Raw genomic sequence first — 14,367 nt, 5'->3', positions numbered from 1 at the left:
ACAGCCATGCAAGCCGGGCATTGTGATGGATCAAGCAATGGGCCTGGCGCGCGTCTGCCGCGCGTCTGCACGGAGGCGCGCGGCGCAATCGCGCATGGGGGCAGTCGGTCGGCGCATTGGCGCACGGCTCGCTCTGCACTAGATTCGCCTGACAGCATCACCTCAGGCGTTCCCATGACCATCCATCAGCGCAGCATCCCCGCATCGATCGACCCGGAAAAACTCGACCGGCTGGCGCAGGCCGCGGTCCGCGTCGGGCTGAATCTTCAGGCCGGCCAGGATCTCTTCCTGACCGCTCCGGTCGCGGCGCTGCCGCTGGTGCGCAAGATCGCCGAGCACGCCTACAAGGCCGGCGCCGGCCTCGTCACGCCGATCCTCTCCGACGAGGAGGTGACGCTCGCCCGCTACCGCTACGCCTCGGACGACGGCTTCGACCGCGCGCCGGGCTGGCTGCACGAGGGCGTCGCCAAGGCCTTCGCGAACAACACTGCACGCCTCGCCATCGTCGGCGACGATCCGATGCTGCTCTCCGAGCAGGACCCGGCGAAGGTCTCACGTGCCAGCAAGGCCAATTCGATCGCCTATCAGCCGGCGCTGGAGAAGATCGCCGGCTTCGACATCAACTGGAACATCCTGGCCTATCCGACGGCGGCCTGGGCACGGCGGGTCTTCCCGGGCGATGCCGAAGACATTGCGGTGGCGAAGCTCGCCGACGCGATCTTCGCGGCTTCCCGCGTCGATGCCGGCGATCCCGTCCCGGCCTGGGCCACGCACAACGCGGCGCTCCGCACCCGCACGCAATGGCTCAACGGCCAGCGCTTCCAGGCGCTGCATTTCTCAGGTCCCGGCACCGACCTGACCGTCGGCCTCGCCGACGGCCATGAATGGCAGGGCGGCGCCTCGACCGCCAAGAACGGCGTCACCTGCAACGCCAACATCCCGACCGAAGAGGTCTTCACCACGCCGCATGCCCGACGCGTCGAGGGCCATGTCTCCAGCACCAAGCCGCTCTCCTATCAGGGCACGCTGATCGACCAGATCCAGGTGCGCTTTGAGGCCGGCCGCATCGTCGAATCGAAGGCGGCGCGAGGCGCGGACGTGCTGGCCAAGGTGCTCGACACCGACGAGGGTGCGCGCCGGCTCGGCGAGGTCGCGCTGGTGCCGCATTCCTCGCCGATCTCGCAGAGCGGCATCCTGTTCTACAACACGCTCTTCGACGAGAACGCCTCCTGCCATATCGCGCTGGGCCAGTGCTATTCGAAGTGCTTCCTCGACGGCGCCTCGCTGACGCCGGAGCAGATCGCGGCGCAGGGCGGCAACAAGAGCTTCATCCATATCGACTGGATGATCGGCTCCGACCAGGTCGACATCGACGGCGTCCACGCCGACGGCAGCCGGGTTCCGGTGTTCCGCAAGGGCGAATGGGCCTGAGCGACGGAACCAGCCGCATCATTCCGGGGCGCCCGCAGGGCGAGCCCGGAATGATGGGGGGAGAAACCCAGCGTCGCTAACTGAACGATCTGACCAGCCCGCCGATCAGCAGGTTCCAGCCGTCGATCAGGACGAAGAAGATCACCTTGAACGGCAGCGAGATCACCGTTGGCGGCAGCATCATCATGCCCATCGACATCACGATCGTCGCCACGATCATGTCGATGACCAGGAAGGGCAGCGCGATCAGAAAGCCGATCTCGAAGGCCCGCCTGAGCTCCGAGATCATGAAGGACGGGATCAGCACCCGCAGATCCACCGCCTGCGCCGGGTCGACCGGGCGGATGCTCTGAGGCGCGATGTCGGCAAAGAGGCGCAGGTCCTGCGGCCGCGTCTGCGCCAGCATGAAGTCGCGGAACGGCGCGGTGATCCTGGTATAGGCCTCGCCCTCGCTGATCCGGCTCTCGACCAGCGGCAGCACGCCGTCCTGCCAGGCCTTGTCGAAGGTCGGGGCCATCACGAAGAAGGTCATGAACAGCGCCAGGCTGATCAGGATCAGATTGGCCGGCGTGCTCTGCAGGCCGAGCCCCGAGCGCAGGAAGGACAGCGCGATCACGAAGCGGCTGAAACTGGTCACCATCATCAGCAGGCCGGGCGCCACCGAGAGCACGGTGAGCATCGCGACGATCTGGACGATGCGCCCCGACGCCGAGGCCCCGCCGGGCGGCAGCAGGCCGTCCAGGCCGAGCGACTGGGCCTGCGCGCCGACGACGCCAGCCAGCAGGATGAGAAGCGTCAAAGGGAGCTTGATCACTGCACGACCAGGGTTTCGATGACGATGTCGCGCACGAGGCCCTTCGAGCGGATCGCGACGCGTTCCAAAAGGTCCTCGCGCAGGTTGCGCAGGCCGGCCGCCCCTTCCATCTGGCGCGCCGTGACGCTGCGCAGGAAGCCGAGGATGTCCTCGGTGATCGCGCCGACCAGAGGGTCGGCCGTCGCCGCGGCCTTCTGCTCCAGCAGCAGCGCCGCCTCGAGCCGCACCCAGGTATTGGCCGGCGCGGCAAGATTGGTCACGATCGGCGAGAGCTTCTTCAGCACCAGCGTCCCGGTCATCTGCGCGTTGACGGCGAGGTCCGGCGTCGCGGCTTCCATCCGCTTCATCACCGTGCTTTCGACCGTGCCGATGACGCGCAAGCCCCAGAGCGTGCCCGCCCCTGCCGCCAGCGCGGTCAGGATCACGACGGGAGCGGCGGCCAGCAGCGCCTTTCGCGAGGCGCCGCGACGCTTGCGCGCGCCCGGCAATTTCAGAGGCGCCGCCATCAGAAGGGGGTAACCTTGTCGTAGATCTGCTGGCCCCAGGCCGGCTGCTGCACTTCCATGCCGCGGCCCCGACCGCCATAAGCGATCCGCGCCTCTGCGATCTTGTCGTAGGACACCGTATTGTTGCCGGTGATGTCCCGCGGCCGCACGATGCCGGTCACGTTGAGTACGCGCATGTCGTAGTTCACGCGCACCTCCTGCGAGCCGTTGATGACGAGGTTGCCGTTGGGCAGGATCTCGGTGACGACGGCGGCGACCGACAACTCGACCTCTTCCGAACGATCGGTCAGACCCCGGCCGCGTGACGAGGAATCCGAAGTCGCACTCGCGCTCGCCGAAGCGTCGCCAGAGGCGCCGTTGAAATTCGCGAGGAAGTCGAGCCCGAACTTCGCCGCGGAATTGCGCGAACGATCCGACTTGTTGTCGAGCTTGGCCTTGTCGTTGATCGAGATCTTGACCGTGACGACGTCACCGGTCCGCATCGCGCGGGTATCGCGGAAGAGGTCCTCGCTCTGGCGCGTATAGATCGAGTTGAAGGCGACATCGACGCCACGGCCGGGCGGAGTGCCCAGCGGGATCGCGTCGCGCTGCTTCACGAGGCCGCTGCCGACGCGCGAGAGCTGCGGCTCGCGATTGAGTTCCGACATATCCATGCCGCAACCGGCGAGGGTGACGGCACAGGCTGCGAGGATGATGGCCTTCATCGGGTCTGGACTCCGGTTGTGGGCATTCTGTTGTTCGCTTGGGGCCGCCGGCCGCCCATCGCCTCCGCGAGTTGGGCGGCGCGCGAGGCTTCCATCTCGTTGAGGACGGCGCTGGCGGCCCGTGGCGGCAGCTTGCCGAGCACCGCGACGGCGAACGTCTGGTCCATGGCGGCAAGCTGCAGGGCGGCGGCGTCGGGGCGCATCCGCGAGAAGATCTCGGTCATGCGCGCCTCGGCCTGCTTGACCTCGGCGGCGCGCTGGTCGGTCAGCAGCTGGAGCTCGACCTTGCGCTCCTCCAGCTTCTTGAGCGTATCGGCGAGCTTTGCTTCGAGCCCCTTCAGCGTGTTCGCCTGCCAGGCGAAGCGAGCCTCCGCCGCCGGATCGCGGAGCGCCGCACAGAAATTTGCCGCATCCGAGGTTGAGGCCGCCGCTGTGGCCGGTACCGTCTTCGGTGTCTGCGTCTGCGCCCCGGCCTGGCCGACGCCGAGCGTCAGCAGCGTGGCCGGCAGCAACGACAGGACAAGAGTGCTCTTCGGCTGCATTCTTCCAAGACTCGCCTGAGTGATCTCTAGGTCTTCTACTTGGCGATGCTTTCGCGGGGCTGACGCGGCCGGGCAGCTTCCAGCTTCCCGGCCTTCGTCACGAGGAGCCTGCTACTGCACCACCAGGTCCGCCTGCAGCGCCCCGGCCGTCTTGATCGCCTGCAGGATCGCGATGATCCCCGCCGGCTTCAGCCCGATCTGGTTGAGGCCGCGCACCAGCGTATGCAGGTTGGCGCCGTTGATGATGGCGAGCCGTCCATTGCCCTGCTGCGCCTCGATCGTGGTGCGCGGGATTTCCGTCGTCTGCCCTCGTGCGAAGGGCTCCGGCTGCGAGACCATCGGCGACTCGGTGACACGGACCGTCAGATTGCCATGCGTCACGGCCACGGTGGAGATCTTGACGTCGCGACCGATCACGACCGTGCCGGTGCGCTCGTCGACCACGACCCTGGCCGGCGAATCCGGTTCCAGCGTCAATCGCTCGATCTCGGCGATGAAACGTGCGGTCGACATGTTCGCCGGCCGCGTCAGGCTGATGGTGCGATGGTCGAGCGCGAAGGCGACCGTCGACTTGTAGCGCTCGCGGGTGAAGGCATTGATCGCTCCGGCGACGCGTTCGGCCGTGACGAAATCCGGATTGCGCAGCTCGAGCGAGAGCACATGCAGCGTCGAAAGTTGATCGGCGATCTGGCGCTCGACCAGTGCGCCGCCCGGAATGCGTGCCGCCGTGGCGACGCCCTGCGTTAGCCGCTCCGCCTCGCCCTGGGCCGAGAAGCCCGAGACGTTGAGGCGCCCCTGCGCCAGAGCGTAGGTCTGCCCGTCCGCTGCGAGCAGCGAGGTCACGACCAGCGTTCCGCCGAGCAGCGAAGTCGCATCGCCCATCGAGGCGACGCTGACATCGATGCGGCTGCCGCGCCCGGCGAAAGGCGGCAGGTCCGCCGTCACGATCACCGCCGCGACATTGCGGGTGCGCAGCGCCGAATTGCGGACGTTGACGCCGAGCCTGTCGAGCATCGACTGCAGCGCCTGGCCGGTGAAGGGGGAGTTGCGGATGCTGTCGCCCGTGCCCTGCAGGCCGATGACGAGGCCATAGCCGACGAGCTGGTTGTCGCGCACGCCCTGCAGGCCAGCGATATCCTTGATCCGCACCGAGGCCTGCGCCGGCAGCGCGCATTGAAGCGCCATCGCCAGGGCACAGGCGAAGACGAGCAGTCGCGATGTGAACGCCATCATTGGCTCCCGACGCGGATCGTGCCGTCCGCCTGGACAACGCCGACGACCATGAGCCCGGTATCGGGGTTGCGCGCCTTGACCATTTCGTTGACGGACGCCGACGCCATCGGCTCGACGATGCCGGTGATGACGAGATCGTTTTCGCGAAAGACGACCTGAGTCGGCACGCCGCGCCGCACGACCTTGGCGTCGTCGACCGCGTTCAGCGGGATCGGCTGGCCCGGCAACAGGGTCCGTCGCGCCACCTTGCCGACGATCGCGAGGCGATTGTCGATCGACACCCGCGCGGCCGACCGAAAGGCGCGGTCGACCAGGTGGGCGTCGCTGATGACGTCTCCCGGGTAGAGCGTCACCGCCGGCACCGGCAGCATGAGGGCCTCTGGCGCGGCCTGCGCCGGGCCAAACGCGCAAAGCCCGAGCCAGGCGGCGAGCAACGAAAAGCGAACCGGCGGAAGGGCCATGCGCAAGTTCCTCAGCGGATGCCGTTGGAGACGGTGCCGGCCATCTGGTCGGCGGCGGTGATGACCTTGGCGTTCATCTCATAGGCACGCTGCGCCGCGATCAGCGCCGTGATCTCCTTGACGGGATCGACGTTCGACGCCTCGAGATAGCCCTGCCGCAGCTTGCCGAAGCCGATCGCGGTCGGATTGCCGTCGCGCGGCTGGCCTGAGGCCACGGTCTCGCGATAGAGGTTGCCGCCGAGTGGCTCGAGCCCGGCGTCGTTGGCGAAATTCGCCAGGCTCATCTGGCCGAGTTGACGCGGCTGCACCTCTCCCGGGATCTTGGCCAGGACCAGGCCGGATTCGTTGACGGTGACGTCGACCGCATCCGCCGGCACCCGGATCACCGGATCGAGCAGGTAGCCGTCGGCGGTGACGATGTCGCCATCGGCATTGGTGTTGAAGGTGCCGGCGCGGGCATAGAGCGTCTCGCCTTCGGGGGCCGTGATCTTGAACCAACCACGCCCGTCGATGGCGAGATCGAGCCGGTTGCCGGTCTGGGTCATCGCGCCCTGGATGTGCAGGTTGCGGATCGCGGCAGCGCGCACGCCGAGGCCGAGGGAAGCGCCTTCCGGGATCGAGCCGTCGCCGCCGCGATTGGGTACGCCGCGCGAGCGCTCGGTCTGATAGAGCAGGTCCGTGAACTCCGGCCGCGCCCGCTTGAACGACGTCGTGTTGATGTTGGCGATGTTGTTGGCGATGGTTTCGACATTGAGCTGCTGCGCACTCATGCCGGTCGAGGCGATGGCGAGGACTTTCATCGGAAGCTTTCCTCAGACCTGCATCTGCACGAACTGCTGATAGGCGGCGACGACCTTGTCGCGCATCGCCATCGCCAGCTGCAGCGACTGCTCGGCCGACATCACGGCCTGGACCACGTCCTGCACGGCCGCCTTGCCCTGCACGCCGGCGACGGCCTGGGCCTCGCCCTGGGCGAGATTGTCGACGAACTGTTGGGCGACACCGGCGAAGACGGAGCCGAAATCGGCACCCGGATTGGCCGAGGCAGTTGCATTGCCGAGACCCTGCAGCCCCTTGGCGACCTGGCCGGCGACGGGGGCGAGAGCGGAAATCGCGTTGAGCATCAGCCGTTCCTCAAAAGATCGATGGTCATGGATTGCATCGAGCGCGCCTGCTTGATCATCTGCAGGTTGGCCTCGTAGGAGCGGTTGGCCTCGCGCATGTCGGCCATTTCCAGCAGCATCGAGACGTTCGGCATCTTGACGTAGCCCTTCTCGTCGGCGGCCGGATGGCTCGGCTCGAACTCGACGCGGAACGGCGCCTTGTCGACGCCGACGCCCTTGATCTTGACGAGCGAGGCGCCCAGCGCCCGGTTCATCGTGTTCTCGAAGGTCACCGTCTTGCGGCGATAGGGATCGGCGCCCCGCGTCGTGCCCGTGGCCTGGGCGTTGGCCAGGTTCTCGGAGACGACGCGCACGCGCGTCGACTGCGCCTGAAGTCCGGCGCCTGCGATCCTGAGCGAAGCATCAAGTGGGTCGATCATGGCCTATACTCACCTCTGGCAAGATTTAGACGTACGAAGACTTGCGCGGGGCTGGTCAGCCCTTGATCGCCGTCATCATCATGCGGTGGAAGCTTTTCACGATGTTGGTCGTGAAGGCGTAGTTGCGGCTGATGTCGCCAGCCTTGAGCATTTCCTGCTCCAGGCTGACCGAATTGCCGGAATGAACAGTGGACCAGCTGTCGGATTTGCGTGGCCGGGCCGTCAGCGCCTCGGCGGGTGTCGAGGTGATGTGGTTCGGCGCGGTCGCAGCGACCGAGAGGGTCGTCTTGCGGACGATGGCCTCGAAGGGCTCGACATCGACGGCCGTATAGCGCGGCGTATTGGCATTTGCGATGTTCTGCGAGACGGCGTTCTGGCGAACGGCAAGCCAATGCGACTGCTTGGCGGCTAGATCGAAGAGATGTACTGGCTCCACTTGAAGCCTCCGTGGTCGTTGCAATGCAACACTAGGAGGATTGACTTGCGTGAAGCTGTCGTCGGCGATTGTCGTAATGATCTTTTAGCGAAATGCCTGCGCTGCCGAAACGCAAGCAGCCGGCGTTACCGGCGGCGCGGCGCTCCCGGCGTTGTCGCCGGGACCGGAGCGTCAGGAGATCGTGTAGCCGAGGTAGCGCTTGGAATCGATCGGGTCATAGCCCAGCTTGGCGCGCAGCTTCTTGCGCAGCTTGCTGACATGGCTCTCGACCACGGCTTCATCGACTTCGGCGTCGAACAGGCCGTAAACCGCGTTGAAGACCTGTGTCTTCGTCACCCAGCGGCCGCGGTTGCGCATCATGAATTCGAGGATGCGGCGTTCGCGGCGCGGCAGCGCCATCAGCTCGCCGGCGACCTCGGGGTCGCTGCCATCGAAATGGACCTTGATCTCGCCGACCGTGACCTCGTCATCGCTTGAACGGCGCTTCTCGGAGCGGCGTTGCATGGCGTTCACGCGGGCCAGAATTTCGCGGACATGGACGGGCTTGCGGACCACGTCGTCGACGCCGGCAGCGAACAGCTCGAGCGTCTTCTCGAGCGAGCTGGCCTCGTTCATCGCGATCACCGGCGCCTGCGAGCGGCGGCGGATCATCGTCGGGAAAGTCGAGCGCTCGGCACAGTCGCCGATCAGAAAAGCTTCGACTGTCTTGAGGTGGTCGGCCGGCGTATCCTCGACCCACTCCTGGAAACGTGACGGAGTAAAACCGATGGCGGGAACGCCTTCGCCAGTAAACAGGGACTGATAGCCCTCTGTCACCAAGGCACGATCGTCGATCACGATATACATAGAACCCCCCAGCATCGGAATTGCTCCGCCTCGGACGAGTTGGAAGCAGAGTAACGCTATGGAACGTTTTCGTCAGGGTCAACGCTGGATTATTGCAACGCGACATGAGTTGAAACACTGCGGAAACCTCGATTAAAGACCGTTATACGGATTTATTTGAATACGTATATCTTTCATTTACCATATAAAATTAGCCGGAAACGGACTGCATTTTTAGGAGACCGTCGCACCGCACAGGAGGTCGGCGAGAGCACGGACGAGATGCTTTTGCGAGAGATCGGGTGAACCGATTCCGGCCCCTATAGTATAATGAGTGAAACGGCACCTGAAATCGCATTCGCCAAGATGTGGATTTTACTAAACGTTTACGCGCTGTATTCCGACAGCTTCACGCAAGCAAATCAATGTCGAATGCCAATCGAAAGCTTCGCTTGGAGATTGGCAGATGAGCATTTTTGGTATCATGCGGACCGGCGTCTCGGGCATGGCAGCCCAGGGCAGCAAGCTGGGCGCAGTCAGCGACAACATCGCCAACGTCAATACGGTCGGTTACAAGCGCGCCTCGACCGAATTCTCGTCGCTGATCTCCGAAGGCAATCACAGCGAATACAATTCCGGCGGCGTCGAGACCACGACGCGCTACGCGATCTCCGACGAGGGCCTGATCATGGGCTCGACCTCGACAACCGACCTCGCCATCCGCGGCAACGGTTTCTTCGTCGTCAGCGACGCCGGCGGCACGCCCTACATGACCCGTGCCGGCGCCTTCGTGAAGAACGGCAGCCAGGAACTGGTCAATTCGGCTGGTTTCTACCTGATGGGCTACCCGATCCAGAACGGCGAGCCGACCGTCGTCGCCAACAGCCTCGACGGGCTCGAGCGCATCAACCTCGCCAATGTCTCCTACGAGGCCAACCCGACGGTCTCCGGATCGTTCAAGGGCGTGCTCGATTCCAATTCGACGGTCATCGCCGCGGGCACGCTGCCCTCCGACAACGTCGCCGGCAGCACTTACTCCAGCAAGGCTTCGATCGTCAGCTACGACAATCTCGGCAACAAGAAGATGCTCGACGTCTACATGGCGAAGACCGGTACTGCCCCCGATACCTGGCAGGCAGTGGTCTTCGACCAGTCGACCGCCACGGCGGGCGGCTTCCCCTATGGCGCCGCGGGCTCGCCGGCTTTGGCGACCGTCGCACTGGCTTTCGGGCCCACCGGCCAGCTCACCACCGCGCCTGCGAACTTCACGGTGGCGATCCCCGGCGGCGCGACCGCGACCATCGATTTCAGCCAGGTCTCGCAGGTCGCGACCGGCGAGACCGCGCTCGAACTGGCCGTCGACGGCAATGCGCCGAGCGCTGTCGAGACCGTCGAGATCGCCGACGACGGCACTGTCTATGCCGTGTTCGAGAACGGCGCGCGCCGCGCCACCTACAAGGTCCCGCTTGCGACCGTGCCGAGCCCCGACCAGCTGACGCCGCAATCCGGCAATGTCTACTCGGTCAACAACAAGTCCGGCGACGTCATCGTCGGCTTCCCCGAGACCGGCAGCTTCGGCTCGATCCGGGCCGGGGCGCTGGAGCAGTCGAACGTCGATCTCGCCACCGAGCTGACCGCGATGATCGAGTCCCAGCGCAGCTACACGGCGAACTCGAAGGTCTTCCAGACCGGGTCGGAAATCCTCGACGTCCTGGTCAACTTGAAGCGCTGAGCCAGGGCGCGAGAGAGACGGGGACGAACCCATGAGCCTTTCATCAGCCCTGAACGTGGCGCAGTCCTCATTGACGGCGACCTCGACGCAGACTTCCGTTCTCTCGCGCAACGTCGCCGGCGCCGACGACCCCAACTACAACCGCAAGTCCGGCACGGTGATCACCACCTATGGCGGCGCGGTGAAGGTCGCCTCGATCAGCCGGGCGATGGATTCGGTCCTGTTCGCCGCAAAGCTCGGCTCGACCGCCACGACCTCGGGCCAGCAGGCGATCGTCGATGCGCTCGACCAGCTCGAGGCTACGGTCAACGACCCCGAGCTCGACCAGTCTCTGGCGGCCAAGCTCGGCGATCTGACCAACGCGCTGCAGCAATATGGCGTGACGCCGGACGACCCGCTGCTCGCCCAGAACGTGCTGACCAAGGCGACCGAACTGGCGCGCACGCTGAACGAGGCGAGCGAGACCGTCCGCACCGTGCGCCAGCAGGCAGATGCCGACATGCGCCTCGGCGTCGAGCGGGTGAACGGTCTGCTCGCCGAGTTCGAGGCCGCCAACAAGGCCATCGTCAAGGGCAGCCAGTCCGGTGCCGACATAACCGACCAGCTCGACACGCGCGACCGCATTCTCTCCCAGCTCTCCGAGGAGATGGGTATCAGCGTGGCGACCAGGCCGAACAACGACATGGTCATCTACACCGATGGCGGCGTGACCCTGTTCGAGACCGTGCCGCGCACGGTCTCGCTGGCGCCGAGCTTCGCACTGGGCGCGGGCACCTCCGGCAACGCCGTCTATGTCGACGGCGTGCCGGTCACTGGTCCTGGCGCGATCATGCCCCTCAAATCCGGCCAGATCTACGGCTCCGCCATCGTCCGCGACGAGATCACCGTCACCTATCAGAGTCAGCTCGACGAGATCGCGCGCGGCCTGATCGAGGTCTTCGCCGAGAGCGACCAGGCCGGCGTCGGGCCCGACCAGGCCGGCCTGTTCACCTATGGCCCGGCGCCCGGCCCCGCCACGATTCCGGCAACCGGCGTGATGGTCGCAGGCCTCGCCAGCACGATCCGCGTCAACGCCAATGCCGACCCCTCGCAGGGCGGCGACCTCGATCTCCTGCGCGACGGCGGCATCTCCGATCCGCTCGATCCCAATTACAACTACAACACCTCCGGCGCGGCAGGCTTCCCCGACCGCATCCAGGGCCTGCTGACCGAGCTGGGTACCGGCCGGAATTTCGATCCGGTCACCGGCGCGGATCCGACCGACACGCTCGTCGGCTTCGCCGGCTCCTCCGTCGGCTGGATCGAGGCCAGGCGCCAGAGCTCGACGCAGACGCTCGGCTACGAGACCGCGCTGCTGCAGCGGACGACGGCCGCGCTGTCCAACGTGACCGGCGTCGACATCAACGAGGAGATGACGCTGATGATGGAGCTGGAACGCTCCTTCAACGCCTCCTCGACCCTGATCACCACCATCGACCGGATGCTGGCGGCACTGCTCGACGCTGTGAGGTAAGACGATGAAGACGAGCTTCATTTCCAACTATTCACTGTCGGGCACGCTGCGGAACGCCGTGGCGAAAGCCCGCGACAGCCTGGCCGACGCGACCAAGGAATCCGCCTCCGGCCGCTACGCCGATATCGGCCTCACGCTCGGCGGCAGCACCGGCAAGACGATCGGCCTGCGCGACCAGTACAACCGCCTGAACGGCATCGTCGACACCAATGCGCTGGTTTCCTCGCGCCTCGAGGTCACGCAGAAGGCGCTCGATGGCATGCGCGAGACGGCGGAGAAGTTCCTGGCCACCCTGATCAGCGTCCGCGACGGCGACAAGGGCGCGGACGTCCTGAAATCGGAAGGCAAGAACAATCTCCAGGCGATGACCGCCTCGCTCAACGCCTCGACCAGCGGGCAGTTCATCTTTGCCGGCATCAACACGCAGCAGCGTCCGGTGACAGACTATTTCGCCACGCCGACCGCGACCAACAAGGCCGCGATCGACGCAGCCTTCCTCGGCCATTTCGGCTTCGCACAGGATGCTCCTGCCGCCGCCAACATCACGCAGGCGGACATGACGACCTTCCTGCAGACGGTGCTGCCGACTGAGTTCGCCGATCCCGCCTGGGGCGCGAACTGGTCCTCGGCGCTCGACCAGAACATGACCAGCCGCATCTCGCTCAGCGAGGTCGTCGAGGTCTCGACCAACGCCAACACGCAGGCGACGCGCGACCTGGCGATGGCCTATACGATGGCCTACGACCTCGGTGTCGAAAACCTCAACACCAACGCCTTCCGCGCGGTCGTCGATGCCAGCATCGACAGCATCAACAAGGCGATCCTCGGCCTGACCGCCACGCAGGCGCAGCTCGGCGCCATCGAGGAACGCGTTAAGGTCTCGAGCGATCGGCTGACGATCCAGCGCGACATCATGGTCAAGCAGATCCAGGCCTTCGAGAATGTCGACCCCTACGAGGCGAATGTGCGCGTCACCGATCTCACGACGCAGCTCGACACCGCCTATGCGCTCACCGTCAGGATCCAGCAGCTGAATATCCTGCAGTACATGCGTTGACCACGATCCCCGGCCGCGACCGCCGCCGGGGCCCCTCATAGAGCCGCATCGAACCGCCGCCCGGCCGCCTGGCCGAGCGATCGGACAGGCGCGCGCCCGCTTCGACGACATCCCGTTCCAACCAGTCCGGAGACGCTTCATGTATCACAGCTCCTATGCGGCCGTGGCCGAGGACAACTTCGCCCAGGCGCGCGCCAATGAATGGCGTGCGCTCGACCGCGCCGTCGTCCTGCTCGAGGAAGCCCGGCCGACCGGCTCCGCCTCGCCTGAGACGATCGAGGCGGTGACTTTCCTTCGCCGGCTCTGGACCCTGCTGATCGAAGACCTCGCCAGCGCCGAGAACGCCTTGCCGGAGGCGCTGCGGGCCTCGCTGATCTCGATCGGGATGTTCGCGCTGCGCCAGGGCGAGGCGCTTCGCCTCGGCCAGTCCGACGACTTCGAAACGGTCATCGACGTCAACAAGATGATCCGCGACAGCCTGGCCTGATCAGGAAGGACGAGAACGACGATGAACCTTTCCCTGCGCGCCAACGAAAAGATCTACATCAACGGGGCGATCCTCAAATTCGATCGCAAGGTCAGCCTCGAGCTGATGAACGATGCGACCTTCCTGCTGGAGACCCATGTCATCCAGCCCGACGAGACGACGACACCGCTGCGCCAGCTCTACTTCGTCGTCCAGACCATGCTGATCGAACCGCGGAACGCCGGCACCGCCCGGCTGCTCTTTGACCGTATGCTGATGACCACCGCCTGCATCTTCGAGGACGCCACCGTGCTCCTCGGCCTCCAGCACATCGACAAGTTGATCGCCGAGGAACGCTACTTCGAGGCGCTCAAGCAGTTGCGCGCGCTCTACCCGGCCGAGGCCGCCATCCTCGCAAGCCCCGGGCAGGCTCGGGAGCCTATTCTCGAGAAGACGATGCCGAAGAAGATCGCGATCGTCGCAACGAGGCTCGACGCGCACGTCGCTTGATGCGGCGCGCTGTTTCCAACATTCGAGAGGCGATCATGGACGTCAGCAGCATTGCGAGCACATCGACGAGCACCAGCACATCGACCACCAGCTCCACCACCAGCGCGATGGGCGACTACAACACCTTCCTGCAGCTCCTGATCGCGCAGGCGAAGAACCAGGATCCGACCAATCCGACGGACCCGGCCCAGTATGTCCAGCAGTTCGCCGCCCTGTCCCAGGTCGAGCAGTCGGCGAAGGCCAATGCCAAGCTGGACCAGATCATCGCCGGCATCGCCGCGCTGAAGCCCACGACGACCGAAGCGTGAGCATCGGGCCATGAACGAGGCCGATGCTCTCGACATGATGCGCGACGCCGTCTGGGCGATCGTGCTGGGCGCCGGGCCGGCGGTGGCCGCCGCCATGGCGATCGGCATCGCGATCGCCCTGATGCAAGCCCTCACGCAGATCCAGGAGGCGACGCTGACCTTCGTGCCGAAGATCGTCGTTATCCTGATCGTGATGGCGACCACCGGCACCTTCACCGGCGCGCAGATCTTCGCCTTCACCGAGCGCGTCTACGGGCGGATCGAGCGCGGCTTCTAGAGCCGCATC

19 protein-coding genes are annotated in these 14,367 nt (G+C 65.6%); 8 read left to right on the top strand and 11 right to left on the bottom strand.

From position 1 onward, the window contains the following. The first annotated feature begins 174 nt into the window (after positions 1–174). Entirely contained in the window at positions 175–1,431 is a 1,257-nt protein-coding gene (locus AC1RMY_RS21570) for an aminopeptidase (RefSeq protein ID WP_492868017.1), read from the top strand. Positions 1,432–1,507: 76 nt separating this feature from the next. On the opposite strand, the gene fliP is transcribed toward AC1RMY_RS21570, so the two are convergent. From fliP to AC1RMY_RS21515, 11 genes are all read right to left on the bottom strand, one after another. Continuing rightward, the gene (gene fliP / locus AC1RMY_RS21565; protein WP_492868016.1) at positions 1,508–2,230 is read right to left on the bottom strand and encodes a flagellar type III secretion system pore protein FliP; all 723 of its coding nucleotides are present in this window, start codon (positions 2,228–2,230) and stop codon (positions 1,508–1,510) included. Positions 2,231–2,241: 11 nt separating this feature from the next. Further along, the gene (locus AC1RMY_RS21560; RefSeq protein ID WP_492868015.1) at positions 2,242–2,751 is read right to left on the bottom strand and encodes a flagellar basal body-associated FliL family protein; all 510 of its coding nucleotides are present in this window, start codon (positions 2,749–2,751) and stop codon (positions 2,242–2,244) included. Beyond that, complete coding sequence (gene flgH, locus AC1RMY_RS21555; protein WP_492868013.1) at positions 2,751–3,455, bottom strand: flagellar basal body L-ring protein FlgH; 705 nt, start codon at positions 3,453–3,455, stop codon at positions 2,751–2,753. The genes AC1RMY_RS21560 and flgH overlap by 1 nt, the downstream gene beginning before the upstream one ends. Then, positions 3,452–3,997, bottom strand: a complete 546-nt coding sequence (locus tag AC1RMY_RS21550) for a MotE family protein (RefSeq protein WP_492868011.1) — start codon at positions 3,995–3,997, stop codon at positions 3,452–3,454. The genes flgH and AC1RMY_RS21550 overlap by 4 nt, the downstream gene beginning before the upstream one ends. A 111-nt stretch (positions 3,998–4,108) precedes the next feature. Beyond that, positions 4,109–5,227 carry a flagellar basal body P-ring protein FlgI gene (gene flgI / locus AC1RMY_RS21545; RefSeq protein ID WP_492868010.1) on the bottom strand — a complete coding sequence of 373 codons (1,119 nt, stop codon included), beginning with the start codon at positions 5,225–5,227 and terminating at the stop codon, positions 4,109–4,111. Next, complete coding sequence (gene flgA, locus AC1RMY_RS21540) at positions 5,227–5,664, bottom strand: flagellar basal body P-ring formation chaperone FlgA (RefSeq protein ID WP_492868008.1); 438 nt, start codon at positions 5,662–5,664, stop codon at positions 5,227–5,229. Before flgA ends, flgI begins: the two co-directional genes overlap by 1 nt. 38 nt (positions 5,665–5,702) lie before the next feature. Continuing rightward, positions 5,703–6,491: a flagellar basal-body rod protein FlgG gene (flgG, locus tag AC1RMY_RS21535; protein WP_492868007.1), complete on the bottom strand. Its 789-nt coding sequence runs from the start codon at positions 6,489–6,491 to the stop codon at positions 5,703–5,705. Between the two features lie 12 nt (positions 6,492–6,503). After that, complete coding sequence (fliE, locus tag AC1RMY_RS21530; protein WP_492868006.1) at positions 6,504–6,815, bottom strand: flagellar hook-basal body complex protein FliE; 312 nt, start codon at positions 6,813–6,815, stop codon at positions 6,504–6,506. After that, positions 6,815–7,234: a flagellar basal body rod protein FlgC gene (gene flgC / locus AC1RMY_RS21525; protein ID WP_492868004.1), complete on the bottom strand. Its 420-nt coding sequence runs from the start codon at positions 7,232–7,234 to the stop codon at positions 6,815–6,817. The genes fliE and flgC overlap by 1 nt, the downstream gene beginning before the upstream one ends. Positions 7,235–7,289: 55 nt before the next feature. After that, entirely contained in the window at positions 7,290–7,670 is a 381-nt protein-coding gene (flgB, locus tag AC1RMY_RS21520; protein ID WP_492868003.1) for a flagellar basal body rod protein FlgB, read from the bottom strand. Between the two features lie 171 nt (positions 7,671–7,841). Next, a complete protein-coding gene (locus tag AC1RMY_RS21515) occupies positions 7,842–8,531 on the bottom strand; it encodes a response regulator transcription factor (RefSeq protein WP_492868002.1) in 690 nt (229 codons plus the stop codon). Between the two features lie 430 nt (positions 8,532–8,961). Between AC1RMY_RS21515 and AC1RMY_RS21510 the strand changes: the two genes are divergently transcribed. The 7 genes from AC1RMY_RS21510 (at position 8,962) to fliQ (ending at position 14,358) form a co-directional block, all read left to right on the top strand. Continuing rightward, entirely contained in the window at positions 8,962–10,227 is a 1,266-nt protein-coding gene (locus AC1RMY_RS21510) for a flagellar hook protein FlgE (RefSeq protein ID WP_492868000.1), read from the top strand. A 31-nt stretch (positions 10,228–10,258) separates the two neighbouring features. Then, the gene (gene flgK, locus AC1RMY_RS21505) at positions 10,259–11,740 is read left to right on the top strand and encodes a flagellar hook-associated protein FlgK (RefSeq protein ID WP_492867999.1); all 1,482 of its coding nucleotides are present in this window, start codon (positions 10,259–10,261) and stop codon (positions 11,738–11,740) included. A gap of 4 nt (positions 11,741–11,744) precedes the next feature. Further along, entirely contained in the window at positions 11,745–12,797 is a 1,053-nt protein-coding gene (locus AC1RMY_RS21500; protein WP_492867998.1) for a flagellar hook-associated family protein, read from the top strand. A gap of 139 nt (positions 12,798–12,936) precedes the next feature. Further along, entirely contained in the window at positions 12,937–13,284 is a 348-nt protein-coding gene (flaF, locus tag AC1RMY_RS21495) for a flagellar biosynthesis regulator FlaF (protein WP_492867997.1), read from the top strand. Between the two features lie 21 nt (positions 13,285–13,305). Beyond that, positions 13,306–13,773: a flagellar biosynthesis repressor FlbT gene (gene flbT / locus AC1RMY_RS21490; RefSeq protein WP_492867996.1), complete on the top strand. Its 468-nt coding sequence runs from the start codon at positions 13,306–13,308 to the stop codon at positions 13,771–13,773. A 35-nt stretch (positions 13,774–13,808) separates the two neighbouring features. After that, positions 13,809–14,081, top strand: coding sequence for a flagellar hook capping FlgD N-terminal domain-containing protein (locus AC1RMY_RS21485; RefSeq protein WP_492867994.1), 273 nt, complete (start codon positions 13,809–13,811; stop codon positions 14,079–14,081). Positions 14,082–14,091: 10 nt separating this feature from the next. After that, a complete protein-coding gene (fliQ, locus tag AC1RMY_RS21480; RefSeq protein ID WP_492867993.1) occupies positions 14,092–14,358 on the top strand; it encodes a flagellar biosynthesis protein FliQ in 267 nt (88 codons plus the stop codon). Positions 14,359–14,367: the final 9 nt, after the last annotated feature.

The sequence above is a fragment of the Allobosea sp. GW822-FHT03F07 genome, assembly GCF_058801345.1.
The sequence above is the reverse complement of the archived record's forward strand: the minus strand, read 5'-3'. Positions and strand labels throughout refer to the sequence as shown.

What these genes read in the sequence shown, in the direction of transcription:
- AC1RMY_RS21500 (WP_492867998.1), top strand. Translation starts at nt 11,745, where the DNA reads ATGAAGACGAGCTTCATTTCCAACTATTCACTGTCGGGCACGCTGCGG.
- flgI (WP_492868010.1), bottom strand. Translation starts at nt 5,227, where the DNA reads ATGGCGTTCACATCGCGACTGCTCGTCTTCGCCTGTGCCCTGGCGATG.
- AC1RMY_RS21570 (WP_492868017.1), top strand. Translation starts at nt 175, where the DNA reads ATGACCATCCATCAGCGCAGCATCCCCGCATCGATCGACCCGGAAAAA.
- AC1RMY_RS21550 (WP_492868011.1), bottom strand. Translation starts at nt 3,997, where the DNA reads ATGCAGCCGAAGAGCACTCTTGTCCTGTCGTTGCTGCCGGCCACGCTG.
- fliQ (WP_492867993.1), top strand. Translation starts at nt 14,092, where the DNA reads ATGAACGAGGCCGATGCTCTCGACATGATGCGCGACGCCGTCTGGGCG.
- flgH (WP_492868013.1), bottom strand. Translation starts at nt 3,455, where the DNA reads ATGAAGGCCATCATCCTCGCAGCCTGTGCCGTCACCCTCGCCGGTTGC.
- flbT (WP_492867996.1), top strand. Translation starts at nt 13,306, where the DNA reads ATGAACCTTTCCCTGCGCGCCAACGAAAAGATCTACATCAACGGGGCG.
- AC1RMY_RS21560 (WP_492868015.1), bottom strand. Translation starts at nt 2,751, where the DNA reads ATGGCGGCGCCTCTGAAATTGCCGGGCGCGCGCAAGCGTCGCGGCGCC.
- AC1RMY_RS21510 (WP_492868000.1), top strand. Translation starts at nt 8,962, where the DNA reads ATGAGCATTTTTGGTATCATGCGGACCGGCGTCTCGGGCATGGCAGCC.
- fliE (WP_492868006.1), bottom strand. Translation starts at nt 6,815, where the DNA reads ATGCTCAACGCGATTTCCGCTCTCGCCCCCGTCGCCGGCCAGGTCGCC.
- AC1RMY_RS21485 (WP_492867994.1), top strand. Translation starts at nt 13,809, where the DNA reads ATGGACGTCAGCAGCATTGCGAGCACATCGACGAGCACCAGCACATCG.
- flgC (WP_492868004.1), bottom strand. Translation starts at nt 7,234, where the DNA reads ATGATCGACCCACTTGATGCTTCGCTCAGGATCGCAGGCGCCGGACTT.
- AC1RMY_RS21515 (WP_492868002.1), bottom strand. Translation starts at nt 8,531, where the DNA reads ATGCTGGGGGGTTCTATGTATATCGTGATCGACGATCGTGCCTTGGTG.
- flaF (WP_492867997.1), top strand. Translation starts at nt 12,937, where the DNA reads ATGTATCACAGCTCCTATGCGGCCGTGGCCGAGGACAACTTCGCCCAG.
- flgG (WP_492868007.1), bottom strand. Translation starts at nt 6,491, where the DNA reads ATGAAAGTCCTCGCCATCGCCTCGACCGGCATGAGTGCGCAGCAGCTC.
- flgK (WP_492867999.1), top strand. Translation starts at nt 10,259, where the DNA reads ATGAGCCTTTCATCAGCCCTGAACGTGGCGCAGTCCTCATTGACGGCG.